Here is a 17,120-nt window from a genome sequence, read left to right on the forward strand (position 1 = left end):
AAAATGAACCCGCCTTCGGAAATGAAGGCGGGTTTAACTTTTTCCGTCGCTTGCTTTCAGCTTCTTTCCCTTGCACATAGAGGGCACGTTGGTTCACGTAGGCGGCGCGAGGGCAGAATGAACAGCAGCTGGACAGAACGAAAAAGCGGCAAGCAAAAGCGCGTGGACGATCCACGGGATCCGTTCGATATCGACTACTCCCGCATTGTGCATTCAGCTTCTTTCCGGCGCCTTCAAGGAAAAACGCAGATCCTCAATCTGGGGGATAGCGACTTCTACCGAACCCGCCTCACCCACTCCATGGAGGTGGCACAGATTGCAGGCGGCCTCGTCAAACAGCTGCGTGGTCTTCTCTCCAACGCACAGCATCCAGCGGCCGATTGGCTGCCCGCCGAAAACCTCGTTCAAACGCTTGGCCTTGCCCATGATCTGGGCCATCCCCCTTTCGGGCATGGGGGTGAAGTGGCGCTGAACTATTGCATGCGCGCAAATGGCGGCTTCGAGGGCAATGGGCACAGCCTGCGCATCCTTTCCAAGCTGGAAGCCTTCTCGCCTGAAAACGGCGCAGACCTCACTCGCCGCGTTGCTCTTGGCCTGCTGAAGTACCCCGTTTCATTCAGCGCCGCGAGCAACAGCGACGTCAAACCGCGCCTTCACGCGAACACCACAGCCGTGCAACTCATCGACCACAAGGCATGTGTTCCGCCAAAGGCATACATGGACACGGAACAAGATGTGGTTGATTGGCTGCTTGCGCCCTTCAGCACCACCGACCGAGAAGCGTTCGTTGAAGTGCAACCTCGCGCGGGAAAACATGGCAAAGCGAAACACAAGAGCTTTGACTGCTCAATCATGGATGTGGCCGATGACATTGCCTACGGCGTTCACGACTTGGAAGACGCGATTGCCCTGGGCCTGATTACGGAAGATCAGTTCCGCAACCACATTCGTGATGACACCTGCACAACGTTTCTGGACGAGCAGGCAGAACGCTATTCCGACAAGATCGGCAACAACGCCTTCGAGAAGATGGTCGAAGGCCTGTTTGGCGATGGCTCCCGGCGGAAGATGTACATCTCATTGCTCGTTCATCACTTCATTTCAAATATTGAACTGAAGCAGCTGGATGCATTCGAGCACCCGCTGCTGAAGTACCGCGTGAAGCTGAAGGATCAACCAAACGAGTTCCTTTCAGCTCTGCAGAAACTCGTCGCTGATTTCGTGATCTTCACACCGCGTGTCCAGCATCTGGAGTTCAAAGGCCAAAAAATGGTGGTCTCGGTGTTCGAGGTCTTTGCCTCCGACCCCAAATCTTTCTTACCGGAAGATGCTTATGCAAAATGGACGCAGGCCGATAACGATCCGCGTGTCATCTGCGACTACATCGCTGGAATGACAGATAACTTCCTGCTGAAAACCTACGACCGCCTCTTTAGCCCACGTATGGGCTCGATCTTCGACCGCCTGTAACGCGCTCACCGATCCATTGCGCTGGACTCCTTGACTTCAGACCAGCGACAAACACGGTGCGAAAATGAGAGGTTTGTTCGACACAGACCGCGGATACCATACTGCCCGCCACTACCTATCAATCACTGGTATCTAAATCAGTTCGGGGCATTCATGTGGCAGGCGTTTGAGTACACCAATCAGTTTTTGCTGTGCAATTTGCTCTACAATACAACTGATATGCACTACAAGCGCAGATCAAACGAGTGCCACGAACGCTTGTTCATGGATATCGTTACCCGGGTCGCAAAACCCGAACTGTTTGTTGAGGTCGGCGCCCACGAGGCAGACACGTCACTTACTCTGGCAAAAAAGCTTGAGAACTGCACTGCCTTGGCGCTTGAAGCCGATCCTGAAGTCTTCGAACATTTCGAAATGGAGTTTGATCGCTCTCCACCGCCACCCAACTTTCAATACATCAACAAAGCCGCCTCTGACCACTCTGGCGTCATTCCGTTTTTCAAGCAAAAACAGAAAGAAACCCAGAGCGACCTGTACAAAAACAATTCTTTGATGCGTAAACCCGGAGAGCTGTACGACACCACCAATGTCGAGTGCGTAACTCTGGATGCCATCTCCCAACCGGAACTAAAGCGCCCGACTGTTTTGCGAATAGATGTCGAGGGGCACCTTTTTGAAGTGCTCAGAGGTGCGACAGAGACCCTCAAAAATACAATAGCAATCTATGCTGAAGTTGAAGACTACGAAATCTGGTCCGGCCAAAAAACAGTTTTTCAGAACTATGAGCTCCTCAAACAGGCTGGGTTTTCGCCTGTAACGCGGGACGTTGAAACACCAGGTCAGTACAACGTGTTTTTCCTTCGGAATGAACTTGCGTTTTCGCGCGCCTATAGAGGCAGAATAGCGCTGTACTTTAAAGAACTATCTGTTCTGAACGAGTTGGCAGGAAGAAACGTCAAGGTTTAAGACAGGAGCTTTGCTTTGAAGTTTTTCTATTTGCGCTTCATCGGGTATTTGAAAAGTCTGATTGAACTTCGCACCATGCGACTTAACATCAAACGCCTAGAAGAAAAAGTTGCAGACGGCAATGCTGGAGTGCCGTTTACAACTGGCACTACTGATCAATATTTCGCTAGGGAGTATGGGAGGAGTAGCGAGCGCTTAAACCACCAACTTCATGCACCCCTGTCATCGCGGCGAACCAAACTACTGCTCACAGAAGACTTCCACCTAAACCGGCGAAATTTCTCTTCTCTTCACAAGTACCTCGAGGCTTCAAAAGCCCAAGTAACACTGGGCATCAAGCCAGACACCTATGCCTTCCAGTTGATGCAAGCCAACGGCAATTATGACGAACACAGTTCAGCACTATCCTCATACTTGGAGATTATTGAAAACAAATCATCCGCCGAGTTGAAGGCTTTAAAGCGGCACGGCACTCCGATCAGAGAACTGGTGTTTGAGGAGCTGCTATGTGCCCGCATTCACCTCAAGCACTGGCAAAGCCAACAAGTAGAGAAAGACAGCGCAGTTGTTTTCGATATTGCTTGGGAGCATGACCGCACCACTCTGTACAATTGCTATGCCGCCGCGCTTTTTTGGTTCGATTTCTGGCAGAAAATACCTGACTTGGACAAACAACATATCGCAGTCATATTTTCAGGGTCCCGAATATACTGCAGGACACTCATGCAAATACTGCGAAAAACACAAGTCAGGTGTTGTGTAGCCGAAACATTTCTCACGGGAAATCACTTTTATCTGGAGCACAGATACACACCAATCTCTAACGCTTCGAACAGCCGACATTCCAATCACATCGTGGCTGATCTGAACTCAGATCTCGACAGTAAGGCAAAGCGCATCAGAGCCATTCAGGCCCACAATGCCTTTCGCTCAATGAAGAACAAGAATGTTACGCAGCCACCAGAGCAGGCTCTTTCATTTACACAAGGCTACCGAAACGTCCATCTGATACTCGGACAAGTGATCAATGATTACTCCATCATCTCGGGCGATGGCACGGTTTTGTCCACGATTCCTGCCTACAAGAAAATGATTGAGGCCTTGCTGGCAGATGAAGATGCACTCGTCGTATTCAAGGCTCATCCTTGGGAAACGGCAAAGTACGGTGATCTCGGCAACGTGACGCTCAAGTATCTCCAAGACTGGCAAGAATGCCTGCCAGCTCACCAAAAAGAACGCCTTGTGCTTTTGGAAAACTCGAACTTGCGGCAGCTTCTAAGAGAATGCAGCGGCGTATTCACGCTGTGCTCGCAAGGCGCGATTGAGGCCGCTCTGGAAGGCTTCAAGCCTTTCGTAATAGGTGGTGCCTTCTACGACCAAGGTGGGTTTACCAATAATCTTAGTTCCACAGGTGAACTGCGGAAAATTGTGGAAGACAACAAGCTCGTCTGCACGCTTTCCTTGGAGGAATACGAAGGTCTGGAGGCGTATCTCTCATTCATGATATTGGATCACCTGTTCCTCGCCAACAACTGCCCTTTACATCGGATTTTGGCGATGCTCCAGGAGCCCCAAAGCCTCCCACATATCAAATCCAAGACCAGCGAAATCAGCATTCGCCCAACCTTCGAAGAGGCGTTGGCATGAAAGTGAACTTCGTCATAACCCGGGACTTGGGCAGCAAGATTTTCGCGGACCTTTTCAGGAGATTTGCCAGAGACGGCCGGTTTGACCTTGCCATCTCAGAAAAGGCACTTCCAGGAGCGGACATCTATCACTTTCACAGACCGCAGCTTGAAGAGCACCTGCCTGCACGCAGCGTTGTGACAGTCCATCACGACCTGGAGGACAGCGACCCCTTTGTATCGTTTGACCGCTTCGAGTCAAAGTACCGTCAAGCAGAGCGCATAGTCTGCCTGAACACGGGTCAAGCGAAGTTTCTAGCCCAACACGGAATACACAACACGGTGGTGGTTCCCCATGGCTACGATCCCAAGCTTTTCAGCAAAAAGCCTCTCCGTACATACAAAACTGGCGAACCTCTGAAGCTCGGCTTCATCTCACGGCGCTATGGCCGCCGCGTCAAGGGGGAGGTCCTTTTGGAGGAGATCTTTCAAACCCTTCCACCGGGCAGCGCAGAGTTTTATCTGATTGGGGAAGGGCGAAGTCAGGATGCCGCCCTTTTAGAGAGCTTTGGCTTTAGCTGCCGTTGTTATGAGTTCCTGCCCTACCAGCTTTTTCCCGAGGTCTACAAGGAGATTGACTTCCTTCTCATGCTCAGTGCGCATGAAGGAGGGCCAGCGAACATTCCGGAAGCTATTGCCTCTGGGACGCCAGTCCTGACCACGCCTGTTGGACTGACAAGAGACTTGATTGTCGACGGCGAGAACGGCCTGTTCCTATCAGGGGACTTCAAGCAAGATCGGGAAACCCTGCTTAAAGTAATGAACAACGAAAACGGTATTTTCGATCGATTGACCCAAGGCGCACATTTGTCCAACAAGGCGATCACTTGGAACGAGGTCATCTCCCGCCATATTGACATCTATCGCACGGTTTCCGGCATCGCCTCCGCTGGCGAGCCAAAAGAATTAGCAAACTCAACCACATAGCTTCAAATCAGGGCTGACAGAAGTAGTCGCTTGCGCTTCCTGCCAGCCCCTTTCGCTTTTATAGATCGAGCGCTAGATGCGGAGCGCCATCACTGGTTTTGGCCCACGTCACGCCCTCTGGTGACACGGTGGCGTTGACTCTTTGCCGGTAGGCAGAAAAGCTCTCAAACCTGACCACATCAACCGCCTCGTCAAAGTGCAGCGTCAACTGATAGGCATCCCCGTGGCCAATCGGGTGAACCGAGAGCACAGTACCTTCGAAGGGCTGCTTCAAATACCGGCCCGAGACACGGTCCCCGATGGAAAGCTGAAGTTGTGGTCTGTTGGAAAGGCGTGCGGCGGCCACATTCCAGTTGCGAAAACCAAGCTCCTTTGCAACGAGCTCCAAGGCTTCGGAATGGGTGATTACCTTACCAAGCCGTGCAAGGTCAGCGCGCACTTCACGGGCTCGTTTCTTGGCAGTGCTCAAGGTTGGAACAGACAGAGCTGCGGGCATGAAAGCATCCTTTCATTGTCATCAGCATTACTCTGCGGGTGCCCACATTACCGCAGACCGCTGAAAACTAGGGATCTGCTTGTTATGCCGTGATGACAGAGAGCTTCACCATAAGCCCATTGGCTCGTGAGCGGCAGGCCTCTCAACCCTGTCCACCGTGATAGGGACAACGGACAAGCCTGTCAACCAACAGCGCCGCACTGGTGGTTTCACGTCAAACCTCTTGCGCATGAACAAGAAGGGCGCCTGAGCGCCCTTGAGTTCCCTGGCGTAGGACGGATCAAACCTGCGCCAATGCCTGTTCTACATCCGCCAGCAAATCATCCGTGTCTTCAATGCCGATGGAGAGACGCAGGGTCTTGTCAGAAATACCCAGCTCAAGTCGCGCTTCTTCCGCCACACTCTGGTGTGTGGTGGTTGCCGGATGTGTGATCAGGCTCTTGGCATCACCCAGATTGTTGGAAAGCTGCACGATGTTCAGCGCGTTGGAGAACTTGAAAGCGGCTTCCTTGCCGCCAGCAAGATCAAACGCCAACATGGTCGAACCACCCCGCATCTGCTTCTTGGCGATCTCCGCCTGAGGATGATCGTCACGGCCCGGATAGACAAGGCGAGAAACAGCGTCATGCTCGGCCAGCAGATTGGCGACCTTGCCTGCAGTATAGGTCTGGCGCTCAACGCGAAGAGGCAGCGTTTCAAGCCCCTTCAGCAGCACCCAGGCATTGAACGGGCTCATGGCCGGGCCAGTGTGCTTATAAGGATCATGGAATTCTTCGGTGATCCACTTCTCATCAGAAAGCACCACGCCCCCGAGGCAGCGTCCCTGCCCATCGATGTGCTTGGTGGCAGAATAAATCACTACATCAGCGCCCAGCGCCAGAGGCGATTGCCAAATAGCAGTTGCAAACACATTGTCGACGATCAGACGCGCACCGGCGTTGTGCATGAGATCTGCAACGGCTTGAATATCAATCACATCCAACGTCGGGTTGGTTGGACTTTCCATGAAGGCGACTTTGGTGTTCGGGCGCAGAGCTGCCTTCCACTGCTCAAAATCAGTCCCGTCAATAAGGGTCGATTCGACCCCGAAACGAGGCAGCAACTGCTCGATGATGTATCGGCAAGACCCAAACAGGGCCTTCGGTGCAATCACGTGATCGCCCGCCCTCACTGAAGCCATCAGGGCAGAATGCACAGCTGCCATACCGGAGGCGGTCGCCCGCGCAGCCTCTGCGCCCTCGATCTCGCACATGCGCTTTTCAAACATGGAGACGGTGGGGTTTGCATAGCGAGAATAGATGTAGCCCGGCTCCTCGCCCAGAAAACGAGCCTCTGCCGCTTCAGCACTGCCATACACAAAGCCCTGTGTCAGATACATGGCTTCAGACGTTTCACCAAAACTGGATCGCGTGGTCCCTCCATGCACGAGTTTGGTGGCTGGCTTCCAAGTGTCTTTGTTGTCTGTGCTCATTATGCGTCCTTGCCATCATCGGTTTTCGAGAACTGCCCTGCTCGTAGAGTGGCTCGTTTCTGAAAACAAAAAACCCCGGCCGAAATAGCCAGGGTCTTGCTACAAGAACCCGGCCCTTTAGCAACTTATTTTACGTGGCAGCAAGCCGGCCGGCCCAAATCACCACAAAACAGGCCTTTTGATTAGGCCAAAGACAAGGGTGCGTCAAACAAATTTGTGGCCCTGCTTTCTTGAAGTATCCTCAAAACCAGATCACAGAAGCCTTGGCCTGTGCCTCATTGTCCTGTAATCACGGAAGTCACTTGAGAAAACACGAGCTGCGCTTTACTGCAGTTGAGCAGACAGCTAATCAGATCATGGGACCTTCCGGTATGGGTGGAATTCTTCCTGCGAAAACAATCGCCAACATGTTTGCAACCGGGGCCATTTCGGCGCCGCGCAAACCAGATGAAGACCAGATCCAGCCTGCAAGCCTGGACCTCCGGCTGGGAGCCAAGGCGTGGCGCGTTCGTGCCTCTTTCCTGCCGGGTCCCGGTGCCCTTGTGGAAGACAAGCTGCAAAACCTCATTTTGCATGAAATTGATCTGACCAAAGGCGCCGTGCTGGAAACCGGGTGCGTTTACATCGTAAAGCTTCAGGAAGCCCTCAAGCTGCCTGAGGGCCTGTCCGCCACCACAAATCCAAAGAGCTCCACGGGCCGCATTGATGTGTTCACCCGCGTCATTGCCGATGAAGGCCGCGCCTTTGACAGTGTCCGCGAAGGCTACTCCGGCCCGCTTTACGCTGAAATATCCCCGCGCACTTTCCCTGTCCTCGTGCGTGAAGGCACCCGCCTCTCACAGATCCGCTTCAGAAATGGAGATGCCCTGATCTCAGATGAAGAGCTTCTCAAGGTGCATGAAGAGCACACACTGGTGTCGGGCGGGGACGATCTGATCGGCGGCGGCGTGCAGCTCTCAATCGACTTGAAGGGCACGGGCAAGGATAGCCTCATCGGATACCGCGCCAAACGCCATACTGGCGTCATCGACGTGGACAAGAAAGAAGCGCAAAACCCGGAGGAGTTCTGGGAGCCGATTTATAACCGCGGCGATGCCTCGCTGATCTTGGACCCCAACGAGTTTTACATTCTGGTGTCGCAGGAAGCCGTTCACGTGCCGCCCATGTACGCCGCCGAAATGGTACCCTTTGATCCGCTGGTGGGTGAGTTTCGCGTGCACTACGCTGGCTTCTTTGATCCGGGCTTTGGTCACTCCACAGTCGGAGGTTCCGGCTCCCGCGCTGTTCTCGAAGTACGCTCTCATGAAGTCCCTTTCATCGTGGAGCATGGTCAGACAGTCGGACGTCTCGTTTACGAAACCATGCAGGAACGGCCTGATACCCTTTATGGTGAAGGCATTGGCTCCAACTACCAGGGCCAGGCCCTGAAGCTGTCCAAGCACTTTAAAAAGCCTCAGAAGCAGAACTAGACAACTCACGGAAACACATGCCGCTTTACACGGTCACTCGGGAATTTCAGGCTGAGCTGGAAGAGAAGAAGTCTCGCTTCCTCGCTTTTCTGGTTCCCTATGACCGCTTCGAAACCCGACTGGCCGAACTGCGCGATCAACACCGCAAAGCCAACCATCATGTCACCGCGTTCCGGCGCATGCTGGATGAGGGGCGTATTGATGAAGGGGCAAAGGATGATGGCGAGCCCGCCGGAACATCCGGCATGCCTATGCTCAAGACCATGATCGGCGCCAGGCTCATCAACTGCGGCATTATCGTAGTGCGATATTTCGGCGGCACAAAGCTGGGCACAGGCGGTTTGGCACGGGCGTATTCCGGCGCTGCAAACGCGGCCATAAACTGTGCCGAATTGGAACAATGGTTCCCGATCAAGACAAAGAAGGTCTCCGTTTCCTTTGCCGACACCTCTGAGCTTGAACGCCGTATCTCCCTGCTATCCTTGAGAGTTTTGGACCGCACTTTCACAGAGGACGGTGCCACACTGCTCATCGAGGGGCCAGAAGAGACCCTCGCCCAGCTCTAAGCACAGCCCTCAAGATCTCAGAACCTGCTTATTCACCCCAAACCAGTCTCGGGCAACAAGTCGGGACTGTCGCCCTGTTGGTCGCCGTGAAATCGTTAAGCAAAGATTAACGCTTGGCACAGGGCTTGCGGAGCATACATCGCAAGGCCACGGCCTGCCCCAAATTGGGACAGCGCCTGCGGGGAGGATGTATGCGAGTAACCCGACTGACTGCCAGTACTGAGTACCATGCGGACCGTGCCACGGTGCGTAGAGGCCCGACCCAACGCGCGGCACACCAACACCGTGCAACCCATGTCCCAAATCGTCCTCATCGCTCAGGCCGTGCGCTTGTCCCGGTTGATGGCACGCCATCTGACGGCGCCACAGCTCAGGAAGACAACCTTGGCCAGATTGTCTCGTACCGCAGCAACGCACCTTTTGTAGCGCACCTGATTGCCGTGAGAGACAAGGATCCGCAAACCCGTGAGAAACGGCGCGCCGATCCGCAGACCTCAAGCATGAGCTATAAGGCAACGTTTAAATCGACCCGACGATTTGGCTGCGGCCGCATCCTCACGCACTCAGCTTGAACCCGAAAATCCCCTTGGCACACTTCGGTCGGACGCCTCGGGGACACGCTTCGGGGATTTTCTTTTGCGCCGCCTCAATAGCCCAGCGCGCAGCCGTCTTTGCGCGGGTCAGACCCGCCAACAAGGCCGCCATTGACACGGTCAAACAAAATGGCCTGTCCACCCCCGATGGCGGCGCTTGTCCGTTCCACTTCGTGCCCCCGTGCGTGCAGGCTGGCAATTGTCGCCTCAGGTACATGCATTTCCGCAATCAGCGAGAGGTTGCGCTCATTTAAAAACAGCCGGGGGCAATCAAGGGCAGCTTGAACGTCCATGTCGTAGTCCAACATGTTTGAAAGGACGTGCGCATGACCGCAAGGTTGATAGCCGCCGCCCATCACCCCGAAAGAAAGAAACGCTTTGCCGTCCCTCATGGCCATCGCCGGAATGATGGTGTGCAATGGCCGCTTGCCTCCCGAGAGCTCATTGTCATGCCCCGGTTCCAGTGAGAAACAAGAGCCCCGGTTTTGAAGCAAGACACCGGAATTGGGCGCAGTAATGCCGGATCCGAAGCCATTATAGAGGGAATTGATAAGCGACACCGCCATGCCATCGGCATCAACCACACTCAGATAAACCGTATCGGAGCTTGGGCAGAGGATCTGTTCAGTCTGCCGTGGCAGCGCAGCATCCATGCGGATCATGCCTGCAAGACGGTCAATGTAGTTCTCTTGGAGAAACTCACTCGCTGAAAAACGCATGGATTGCGGATCGGCCAAAAACCGGTCTCGCCCGGCATAGGCCAGCTTGGCTGCTTCCATCTGCAAGTGGAACCGATCGCCACCCAGCGGATCAAGCCCCTCCTGATCGAAGCGCTTCAGGATTTCCAGCATGACAAGCGCAATGATGCCCTGCCCGTTCGGCGGCAACTCCGCCACCGTCACACCGCGATAGTCCGTTGTGATCGGCGTCAGATCATCAGCTTCCATCGCAGAAAAGTCATCAAGGGTGAGATAGCTTCCCTTTGCCCGCAACGTGGTCACCATATCCTCGGCAATTGCGCCCTCGTAGAAAGCCGAGGAACCGCTCTCCGCAACTGCCCGCAACGTCTCTGCCAACGCAGGCAGGCGCATCACTTCACCGGTGTGCGGGGCTCTTCCGTCTTTCAGGTAAAACCGTGTCGATCCCGCATCCTTACGCAACAGATCTACCTTTTGCTGCCAGTCTGCTGCCACGCGCGGCGCAACCGCAAAGCCCTTGTCGGCATACTCGATGGCACGGCCAAACACTTTGGCTAAGCCAAAACGGCCATGGTCTTTGAGCAGCTTTTCCCAGCCGCGAATGGCACCAGGCACGGTGACGGAGTGAACGGAGTCAGCGGCGATCTCTGTTTCCCCTGCATCGCGCAGCTTCTGAGCAGAGACGTCTTGGGCGGCCCTACCGGAGGCGTTCATGCCATGCAGACGGCCATCAGGCGTCGCCACCAGGCTGAAGCAGTCACCGCCAATGCCCGTCATGTGCGGCTCAACAACGGCAAGCACGGCGATGGCCGCGACGGCAGCATCTGCTGCGTTTCCCCCGTCTCTCAAAATTTCGAGGGCCGCTTGAGTTGCCAACGGATGTGACGTGGCCGCCATGGCATTGGGCGCATACACCGGCGAACGCCCGGGTGCCTGAAAATCTCTGAACATGAATTATCCCCCACTATACCGAGCATTTTTCGGCATCAGTGTTTTTCGAAAACAAACACTAATCGAAAATACGTAGAGATGCTAAGCCAGATCAGAACACAAAACAAATCAGCCATGAGGATGGAAATGCCTGTTTTAAATCTTGCCACCGCGCGCAACATCATCGCGACCGCCTATCAGAAGAGCGGCGAGGAAGGCTTCAAACCCCTGACAATCGCGGTGCTGGACGAAGGTGGGCACCTGATTGCAGTGGAGCGGCAAGATGGCTCTTCCTTCATGCGCCCGCAAATTGCCATCGGAAAGGCGTATGGCGCGGTCGCTTTAGGAGAAGGCTCCCGCTGGCTCAACGAAAACGCTCAAACGCGGCCGCACTTCGTCCAGGCGCTTAACGGCGTGGCAGGGGGCGGCATCGTGCCGGTACCGGGCGGGGTGCTCATTCGGGATCCGGAAACAGCCAAGGTTGTTGGAGCCGCCGGAGTAACCGGAGACACATCAGACAACGACGAAATCTGCGCCATTGCCGGTATCGAGGCAGCTGGTTTCACCGCGGACGTGGGGTGATACGAAAAGGGCTGCCCCGTACCGCAGAGGCAGCCCCTTCAATAGCTCAAACCGGCTCGCCTATTTCGCAGCCTGATTTACTTTTTTGTATCCGCCAGCGCTGCGATTTGTTTTTGCATGTCGGCAAGCTGCTGCTTTAAGTCAGCCAGATCATTAGAAGACTGCTCTTCTTTTTTAGGCTCGGCCTGCTTTGGCGCGCTTTGATGAGTTGGCGCTGCACCTGCGAACGGGTTGCCGGTCGGATCAAACGGCGAGAACATCCGCATGGCGCGCTCAAACATCTCCATGTTGCGCTTGGTCTGGTCTTCGATCACATCAAGCGCTGACGAGCCGAATGCCTGCGTCATGTGTTCACGCAGTTTGTCTTGCTCCTGTGTCAAAGACGACATGGAGTACTCAAGATAACTTGGCACCAGTGTCTGCATGCTGTCGCCGTAAAACCGGATCAACTGGCGAAGGAATGCGATCGGCAGCAGGTTTTGCCCCTTGCTCTCCTGCTCAAAAATGATCTGCGTGAGAACCGAGCGGGTGATGTCGTCGCCTGACTTGGCATCATAGACGACAAAATCCTCCTCGTCCTTGACCATGACGGCCAGATCTTCAAGCGTCACATATGTACTGGTGCCCGTGTTGTAGAGACGCCTGTTGGCGTACTTCTTGATGATGGTCGGCGCGTCTGTTTTGGCCATCTGTGTAACTTGTGCTCCGGTGCTGGCATTGCCGCCAGCGTTATTCTTAAAATCCTACTGAAAAGGCAGGAAGCTCCCTCAAAACGATAGCTTACGTCATCTACCCATGCGAGCGCTACCGTTTTCCGTGGTGCACTATAGTCGAAAAGAAAGCGCCTCTTTTAAACTGGAAAAACACTAATAACTCTAGGTATCATCCGCAGGTGTTTCTCATTAGCCGCACCCCTTGTTCATTAAACGTGGGCGTGCGTGCTGCCTTTTGTCCTTTTTGAAGCATGGGTTTTGTCATGAGCAATCCAGATGATGTCGTAATCGTAAGTGCAACCCGCACCCCGGTCGGGTCTTTCAATGGATCCTTCGCCAATGTGCCAGCACACGATCTCGGCGCTGCAGTAATTAAGTCCGCCTTGGAACGCGCCCAGGTTTCTCCTGAGGATGTTGATGAAGTGATCTTCGGTCAGGTGCTCACCGCCGGCCAGGGTCAGAACCCAGCCCGTCAGGCTGCAATCAATGCTGGCCTGCCAGACACTTCCACCGCGCTTGTTGTGAACCAGGTTTGCGGCTCCGGTCTTCGCACCGTTGCCATGGGCATGCAGCAGATCCAGTCCGGTGATGCTTCCATCGTTATTGCAGGCGGTCAGGAAAACATGTCCCTGTCTCCACACTGCCAGCACCTGCGCTCCGGCGTGAAGATGGGCGATTACAAGATGATCGACAGCATGATCAAGGACGGCCTCTGGGATGCCTTCAACGGCTACCACATGGGGCAGACCGCTGAGAATGTTGCCGAAAAATTCCAGATCAACCGTGAGCAGCAGGACGAGTTCGCAGTCAAATCACAGAACAAGGCCGAGGCTGCTCAAAAGGCTGGCAAGTTCAAGGAAGAGATCACCCCTGTCACGGTGAAGGAGCGCAAAGGCGAACGCATCGTTGAGGATGACGAATACATTCGTCACGGTGCCACCATGGAAGCCATGCAGAAGCTTCGCCCTGCATTTGCCAAGGACGGCTCCGTCACAGCAGCCAACGCCTCCGGCATCAACGACGGCGCTGCCGCCATTGTTCTCATGACAGCGGCTGAGGCGGAAAAGCGCGGTCTCACTCCACTGGCCCGCATCGCGTCTTGGGCAACTGCGGGTGTTGATCCGGCCATTATGGGGACAGGCCCGATCCCAGCCTCCAAGAAGGCACTGGAGAAGGCCGGCTGGTCCGTGGAAGATCTGGACCTTGTCGAAGCCAACGAAGCGTTTGCAGCTCAGGCGTGTTCGGTAAATATTGGCCTCGGACTTGACCCTGAGAAAGTAAACGTCAACGGCGGCGCTATTGCCATCGGTCACCCAATTGGCGCATCAGGCGCAAGAATTCTTGTAACCCTTTTACATGAAATGAAAAGATCTGAAGCCAGCAAAGGACTTGCAACACTTTGCATCGGCGGCGGCATGGGTGTCGCAATGTGCGTAGAACGCATCTAAGCCTCTAAAAACCCATACCATTACCTAATGGCGGAGCGCTTGACGTTCCGCCATTATGCATTTGTACTCTACGGTACTTAAAAAATTTCAAAGAGATGTTGAGGATGCGTTGATGGGACAAGTTGCAGTGGTAACTGGCGGCACACGCGGAATAGGTGCAGCGATCTCAAAGGGCTTGCAAGAGGCGGGATACACTGTCGCGGCCACTTATGCGGGTAACGTTGAGAAGGCGGAAGCGTTCAGCGCTGAAACCGGCATCAAGGTTTACAAGTGGGATGTGTCGGACGCGTCAGCATGCGAAATTGGAATACAACAAGTAAGCGAAGAATTGGGTGATATTGAAGTCCTCGTTAACAATGCGGGCATTACCCGCGACGGGTGGTTTCATAAAATGAGTTTTGAAGAATGGTCCGCGGTTATCCGCACAAACCTCGATTCCATGTTTACCATGACAAAGCCAGTGATCGAGGGAATGCGGGCCCGGGGCTCCGGTCGCGTCATAAACATCTCCTCCATCAACGGGCAGAAGGGCCAACTCGGCCAGACCAACTATTCAGCTGCAAAAGCAGGTGTCATTGGCTTCACCAAGGCCCTCGCACAGGAGACTGCCCGTAAAGGCATTACCGTCAACTGCATTTGTCCCGGTTACATTGATACCGACATGGTAGCTGCAGTGCCGGAAAAGGTACTGGAGGGCATTATCGGCCAGATCCCGGTCGGCCGCCTTGGCAAGGCTGAAGAGATCGCAGGTCTCGTGCGCTACCTCTCTTCACCGGAAGCCGCTTTCATGACAGGCGCAGTGCTCACCATCAACGGTGCTCAGTACATTGCGAATGGCTAAAGGCTTGAACTGATGAAATGCAAAAAGCCGCCCTCGCTATGCCGGGCGGCTTTTTTTTCACTTGCGATGCCCTGAAACAGGGTTTGCAAGGCATCAATCCAAAAAAGAAAAGACCGCCCAAATGGACGGCCTCGTCTTTTATAAGTCAGTCGCGTTCTTCGCGTTCAGCCTTAGACGTCGTCTTTTGGCTGAAGGATCTGACGACCCCGGTACATGCCGGTCTTGAGGTCGACATGGTGCGGACGACGCAGTTCGCCCGAATCCTTATCTTCCACGTAAGTCGGCTGGTTCAGGGCGTCCGCAGAACGGCGAAAGCCGCGCTTCATGCGCGAAACTTTTCTCTTAGGAACTGCCATCGTAGCTCTCTCTTTCGTCAATACTCACGCGCCGGGCGCGTAGCCTCAACGTGCGAAAACACAAAAGTGTCAGAATGGCGGGGGTTATACAGGCTAATTCACCGTAACGCCAGTGCCTTTGAGAAATAAATTTCACATCACTGCCGTTCGGCGGACGTGCAAGCAAGAACGTCCCCGGCCACCTTCATTCGCTGCTGATTTACACTGGCAAGTCTGCGATGTCCAGCATTAGGTTTCGCTGGGTTTCTAAGGATAGGGTTTGGCAGGGTTGTGGCCATTAAAGCGGCCTGTTGCCTGCTTAAATTCTTCGCTGACACCCCAAAATAGTGCTGCGCGGCGGCCTCAGCGCCGAAGATTCCTTCACCCCATTCCACAGTATTCAGATAAACTTCGAGCAACCGACGCTTGGTAAGCATGGAATCGAGCATGATTGCCAGCGGCGCTTCCACCGCTTTGCGCAGATAACTTCTGCTGTTCCAAAGAAAAAGGTTCTTTGCCAGCTGCATTGGAATGGTGCTGGCCCCTCTGGCCCGCTCCCCTTCAAGAAGCGATTCGACCTGAGTCTGCATCGCCGCCCAGTCCACGCCGCCATGCTCGCAATACAAACTGTCTTCCGAAATCACCACGCCGCGTTGCAGATGTACCGAGATCTCCTCCAGCGGAACAAAATCCCTCTCCACGGATTGCAACGTCACATAGCGCCCAAGCATCAAGGTTGAGACGGGCGGGACCACGGAATAGACGACCGTCAACACAACCGGCGTCACCAACAGGATCGCCAGCACCTTTAGCAAAAACCGCTTGATGCGCCCCTTCTTGCGGCGGGACCGGCTGCCCGAGCGTGTCAGTGTCACATTACCTCCTCGGCACTCAGCGGTTCCCCGCTCAAAAACTCCTCTACAGCCCGCCCCAAAACACGGGCATTCTTGTCAAAGGCCGACTTCTTGCGCCAGATCAGACCGATGTCCCGATAGGCTGTTTCATTGTTCAACCGAACCAACTTCAAATTGGTTCCCAATGTAACCCCTGCTTTTGCAGCCAAAGACGGCACCAATGTGAGACCAAGCCCATTGTCAATCATCTGGATCAAGGTCGTCATGGATGTTGCCTGGAAATCCTCTCCGCCAACACTCAAACGCCCGCCAGTTGCTGCAAGTGCGTGGTCGCGCAAACAATGCCCGTCTTCCAGCAGCAGCAACGTGTCATTCATAATCGAATCAACATCAATCACAGCAGCATTCGCCAGTCGATGCGCACCCGGCACAGCCAAAATCAGCTCATCCCGGCCCACAACCATCTGCTCAAATCCCTCCGCATTGTAGGGAAAGGCAATTAACGCAGCATCAACTCGCCCTTCTCGAAGAGCAGAGATCAGGTTGCGGGTGAGGTCCTCACGCAAAAACAGCTTTAATCTGGGATACCGACCGCGCAGCGCTGGCAGAAAACGCGGCAACAAAAACGGCGCAATTGAAGGAATGACCCCCAAGCGGAAACGGCCAGTGAGCGGTTCCTGATCAGACTGCACACCGTGCACGAGGTCTTCTGCATCGCGCAAAAGCTCGGTTGCCCGCTGCAGCACATGCTCACCGGCTTCGGTCAAAACCAGCGCGCGGCCGGAGCGGTCCACCAACTCGCAACCAAGAATGTCTTCCAGCTGCTTGATTGAAGCCGAGAGCGTTGACTGGGTAATATGACAAGCCTCTGCCGCCTTGGAAAAGGACAGGTGATCCGCCAGTGCTTTGAAGTATTGGAGCTGTCTAAGTGTGGGTAACATGATGCGTCAGCGTGTCACAGATTTCAGTGCCATTTCAGAACGATTCTAAAAAACGGCAGTTTTCAGCGAATTATAACAATTGCAACATGTGGTATCGTTTTTTCCGATAGCAATGTTCGCAATTATCGTTTTGAC

Annotated in this window: 17 protein-coding genes and 1 riboswitch; of the genes, 10 read left to right on the forward strand and 7 right to left on the reverse strand. The window is 54.3% G+C overall.

What is annotated here, in order from left to right; genetic code table 11:
• Nucleotides 1–117 precede the first annotated feature (117 nt).
• The 4 genes from PUV47_RS05745 to PUV47_RS05760 all read left to right on the forward strand — a co-directional run bounded on the left by PUV47_RS05745 (nt 118) and on the right by PUV47_RS05760 (nt 5,048).
• Nucleotides 118–1,470 carry an anti-phage deoxyguanosine triphosphatase gene (locus tag PUV47_RS05745; RefSeq protein WP_274217551.1) on the forward strand — a complete coding sequence of 451 codons (1,353 nt, stop codon included), beginning with the start codon at nt 118–120 and terminating at the stop codon, nt 1,468–1,470.
• Between the two features lie 153 nt (nt 1,471–1,623).
• On the forward strand, nt 1,624–2,436 hold the full coding sequence (locus tag PUV47_RS05750; protein ID WP_274217552.1) for an FkbM family methyltransferase: 813 nt from the start codon (nt 1,624–1,626) through the stop codon (nt 2,434–2,436).
• Between the two features lie 15 nt (nt 2,437–2,451).
• On the forward strand, nt 2,452–4,083 hold the full coding sequence (locus PUV47_RS05755; RefSeq protein ID WP_274217553.1) for a hypothetical protein: 1,632 nt from the start codon (nt 2,452–2,454) through the stop codon (nt 4,081–4,083).
• Complete coding sequence (locus PUV47_RS05760) at nt 4,080–5,048, forward strand: glycosyltransferase family 4 protein (protein ID WP_274217554.1); 969 nt, start codon at nt 4,080–4,082, stop codon at nt 5,046–5,048. The genes PUV47_RS05755 and PUV47_RS05760 overlap by 4 nt, the downstream gene beginning before the upstream one ends.
• Before the next feature lie 58 nt (nt 5,049–5,106).
• Here the strand turns inward: PUV47_RS05760 and PUV47_RS05765 are convergent, their stop codons facing one another.
• Both PUV47_RS05765 and PUV47_RS05770 read right to left on the reverse strand, forming a co-directional pair.
• Entirely contained in the window at nt 5,107–5,544 is a 438-nt protein-coding gene (locus PUV47_RS05765) for a glyoxalase superfamily protein (RefSeq protein ID WP_274217555.1), read from the reverse strand.
• 280 nt (nt 5,545–5,824) lie between these two features.
• A complete protein-coding gene (locus tag PUV47_RS05770) occupies nt 5,825–7,015 on the reverse strand; it encodes an O-succinylhomoserine sulfhydrylase (RefSeq protein ID WP_274217556.1) in 1,191 nt (396 codons plus the stop codon).
• A gap of 97 nt (nt 7,016–7,112) precedes the next feature.
• A riboswitch (SAM riboswitch) is annotated at nt 7,113–7,191 on the reverse strand.
• Between the two features lie 195 nt (nt 7,192–7,386).
• Between PUV47_RS05770 and PUV47_RS05775 the strand changes: the two genes are divergently transcribed.
• The 3 genes from PUV47_RS05775 to PUV47_RS05785 all read left to right on the forward strand — a co-directional run bounded on the left by PUV47_RS05775 (nt 7,387) and on the right by PUV47_RS05785 (nt 9,622).
• A complete protein-coding gene (locus PUV47_RS05775) occupies nt 7,387–8,484 on the forward strand; it encodes a 2'-deoxycytidine 5'-triphosphate deaminase (protein ID WP_274218287.1) in 1,098 nt (365 codons plus the stop codon).
• A 17-nt stretch (nt 8,485–8,501) separates the two neighbouring features.
• The gene (locus PUV47_RS05780; protein WP_274217557.1) at nt 8,502–9,050 is read left to right on the forward strand and encodes an IMPACT family protein; all 549 of its coding nucleotides are present in this window, start codon (nt 8,502–8,504) and stop codon (nt 9,048–9,050) included.
• A gap of 191 nt (nt 9,051–9,241) precedes the next feature.
• Nucleotides 9,242–9,622, forward strand: coding sequence for a hypothetical protein (locus PUV47_RS05785; RefSeq protein ID WP_274217558.1), 381 nt, complete (start codon nt 9,242–9,244; stop codon nt 9,620–9,622).
• A 74-nt stretch (nt 9,623–9,696) separates the two neighbouring features.
• On the opposite strand, the gene ggt is transcribed toward PUV47_RS05785, so the two are convergent.
• On the reverse strand, nt 9,697–11,292 hold the full coding sequence (gene ggt, locus PUV47_RS05790; protein ID WP_274217559.1) for a gamma-glutamyltransferase: 1,596 nt from the start codon (nt 11,290–11,292) through the stop codon (nt 9,697–9,699).
• Nucleotides 11,293–11,418: 126 nt separating this feature from the next.
• On the opposite strand from ggt, the gene PUV47_RS05795 reads away from it, so the two are divergent.
• Nucleotides 11,419–11,853: a GlcG/HbpS family heme-binding protein gene (locus PUV47_RS05795; protein WP_274217560.1), complete on the forward strand. Its 435-nt coding sequence runs from the start codon at nt 11,419–11,421 to the stop codon at nt 11,851–11,853.
• Between the two features lie 77 nt (nt 11,854–11,930).
• Here the strand turns inward: PUV47_RS05795 and phaR are convergent, their stop codons facing one another.
• The gene (phaR, locus tag PUV47_RS05800) at nt 11,931–12,542 is read right to left on the reverse strand and encodes a polyhydroxyalkanoate synthesis repressor PhaR (RefSeq protein ID WP_274217561.1); all 612 of its coding nucleotides are present in this window, start codon (nt 12,540–12,542) and stop codon (nt 11,931–11,933) included.
• Between the two features lie 287 nt (nt 12,543–12,829).
• Between phaR and PUV47_RS05805 the strand changes: the two genes are divergently transcribed.
• Nucleotides 12,830–14,014, forward strand: a complete 1,185-nt coding sequence (locus PUV47_RS05805; protein WP_274217562.1) for an acetyl-CoA C-acetyltransferase — start codon at nt 12,830–12,832, stop codon at nt 14,012–14,014.
• Between the two features lie 112 nt (nt 14,015–14,126).
• Nucleotides 14,127–14,855 (forward strand): acetoacetyl-CoA reductase, encoded by a 729-nt coding sequence (phbB, locus tag PUV47_RS05810; RefSeq protein WP_274217563.1) that lies wholly within the window; start codon nt 14,127–14,129, stop codon nt 14,853–14,855.
• A 170-nt stretch (nt 14,856–15,025) separates the two neighbouring features.
• On the opposite strand, the gene rpmF is transcribed toward phbB, so the two are convergent.
• The 3 genes from rpmF to PUV47_RS05825 form a co-directional block, all read right to left on the reverse strand.
• Entirely contained in the window at nt 15,026–15,211 is a 186-nt protein-coding gene (rpmF, locus tag PUV47_RS05815; protein ID WP_274217565.1) for a 50S ribosomal protein L32, read from the reverse strand.
• Between the two features lie 137 nt (nt 15,212–15,348).
• The gene (gene mtgA, locus PUV47_RS05820) at nt 15,349–16,065 is read right to left on the reverse strand and encodes a monofunctional biosynthetic peptidoglycan transglycosylase (RefSeq protein ID WP_274217567.1); all 717 of its coding nucleotides are present in this window, start codon (nt 16,063–16,065) and stop codon (nt 15,349–15,351) included.
• Nucleotides 16,062–16,985, reverse strand: a complete 924-nt coding sequence (locus PUV47_RS05825) for a hydrogen peroxide-inducible genes activator (protein ID WP_274217568.1) — start codon at nt 16,983–16,985, stop codon at nt 16,062–16,064. The genes mtgA and PUV47_RS05825 overlap by 4 nt, the downstream gene beginning before the upstream one ends.
• Nucleotides 16,986–17,120 lie beyond the last annotated feature (135 nt).

Origin of the sequence: Pseudovibrio exalbescens (assembly GCF_028737195.1) — a bacterium.
In the GTDB taxonomy this organism is placed as follows: domain Bacteria; phylum Pseudomonadota; class Alphaproteobacteria; order Rhizobiales; family Stappiaceae; genus Pseudovibrio; species Pseudovibrio zosterae.

What these genes read in the sequence shown, in the direction of transcription:
- PUV47_RS05805 (WP_274217562.1), top strand. Translation starts at nt 12,830, where the DNA reads ATGAGCAATCCAGATGATGTCGTAATCGTAAGTGCAACCCGCACCCCG.
- PUV47_RS05760 (WP_274217554.1), top strand. Translation starts at nt 4,080, where the DNA reads ATGAAAGTGAACTTCGTCATAACCCGGGACTTGGGCAGCAAGATTTTC.
- ggt (WP_274217559.1), bottom strand. Translation starts at nt 11,292, where the DNA reads ATGTTCAGAGATTTTCAGGCACCCGGGCGTTCGCCGGTGTATGCGCCC.
- PUV47_RS05750 (WP_274217552.1), top strand. Translation starts at nt 1,624, where the DNA reads ATGTGGCAGGCGTTTGAGTACACCAATCAGTTTTTGCTGTGCAATTTG.
- PUV47_RS05785 (WP_274217558.1), top strand. Translation starts at nt 9,242, where the DNA reads ATGCGAGTAACCCGACTGACTGCCAGTACTGAGTACCATGCGGACCGT.
- PUV47_RS05825 (WP_274217568.1), bottom strand. Translation starts at nt 16,985, where the DNA reads ATGTTACCCACACTTAGACAGCTCCAATACTTCAAAGCACTGGCGGAT.
- PUV47_RS05770 (WP_274217556.1), bottom strand. Translation starts at nt 7,015, where the DNA reads ATGAGCACAGACAACAAAGACACTTGGAAGCCAGCCACCAAACTCGTG.
- PUV47_RS05775 (WP_274218287.1), top strand. Translation starts at nt 7,387, where the DNA reads ATGGGTGGAATTCTTCCTGCGAAAACAATCGCCAACATGTTTGCAACC.
- PUV47_RS05765 (WP_274217555.1), bottom strand. Translation starts at nt 5,544, where the DNA reads ATGCCCGCAGCTCTGTCTGTTCCAACCTTGAGCACTGCCAAGAAACGA.
- phbB (WP_274217563.1), top strand. Translation starts at nt 14,127, where the DNA reads ATGGGACAAGTTGCAGTGGTAACTGGCGGCACACGCGGAATAGGTGCA.
- PUV47_RS05780 (WP_274217557.1), top strand. Translation starts at nt 8,502, where the DNA reads ATGCCGCTTTACACGGTCACTCGGGAATTTCAGGCTGAGCTGGAAGAG.
- PUV47_RS05795 (WP_274217560.1), top strand. Translation starts at nt 11,419, where the DNA reads ATGCCTGTTTTAAATCTTGCCACCGCGCGCAACATCATCGCGACCGCC.
- PUV47_RS05745 (WP_274217551.1), top strand. Translation starts at nt 118, where the DNA reads ATGAACAGCAGCTGGACAGAACGAAAAAGCGGCAAGCAAAAGCGCGTG.
- phaR (WP_274217561.1), bottom strand. Translation starts at nt 12,542, where the DNA reads ATGGCCAAAACAGACGCGCCGACCATCATCAAGAAGTACGCCAACAGG.
- rpmF (WP_274217565.1), bottom strand. Translation starts at nt 15,211, where the DNA reads ATGGCAGTTCCTAAGAGAAAAGTTTCGCGCATGAAGCGCGGCTTTCGC.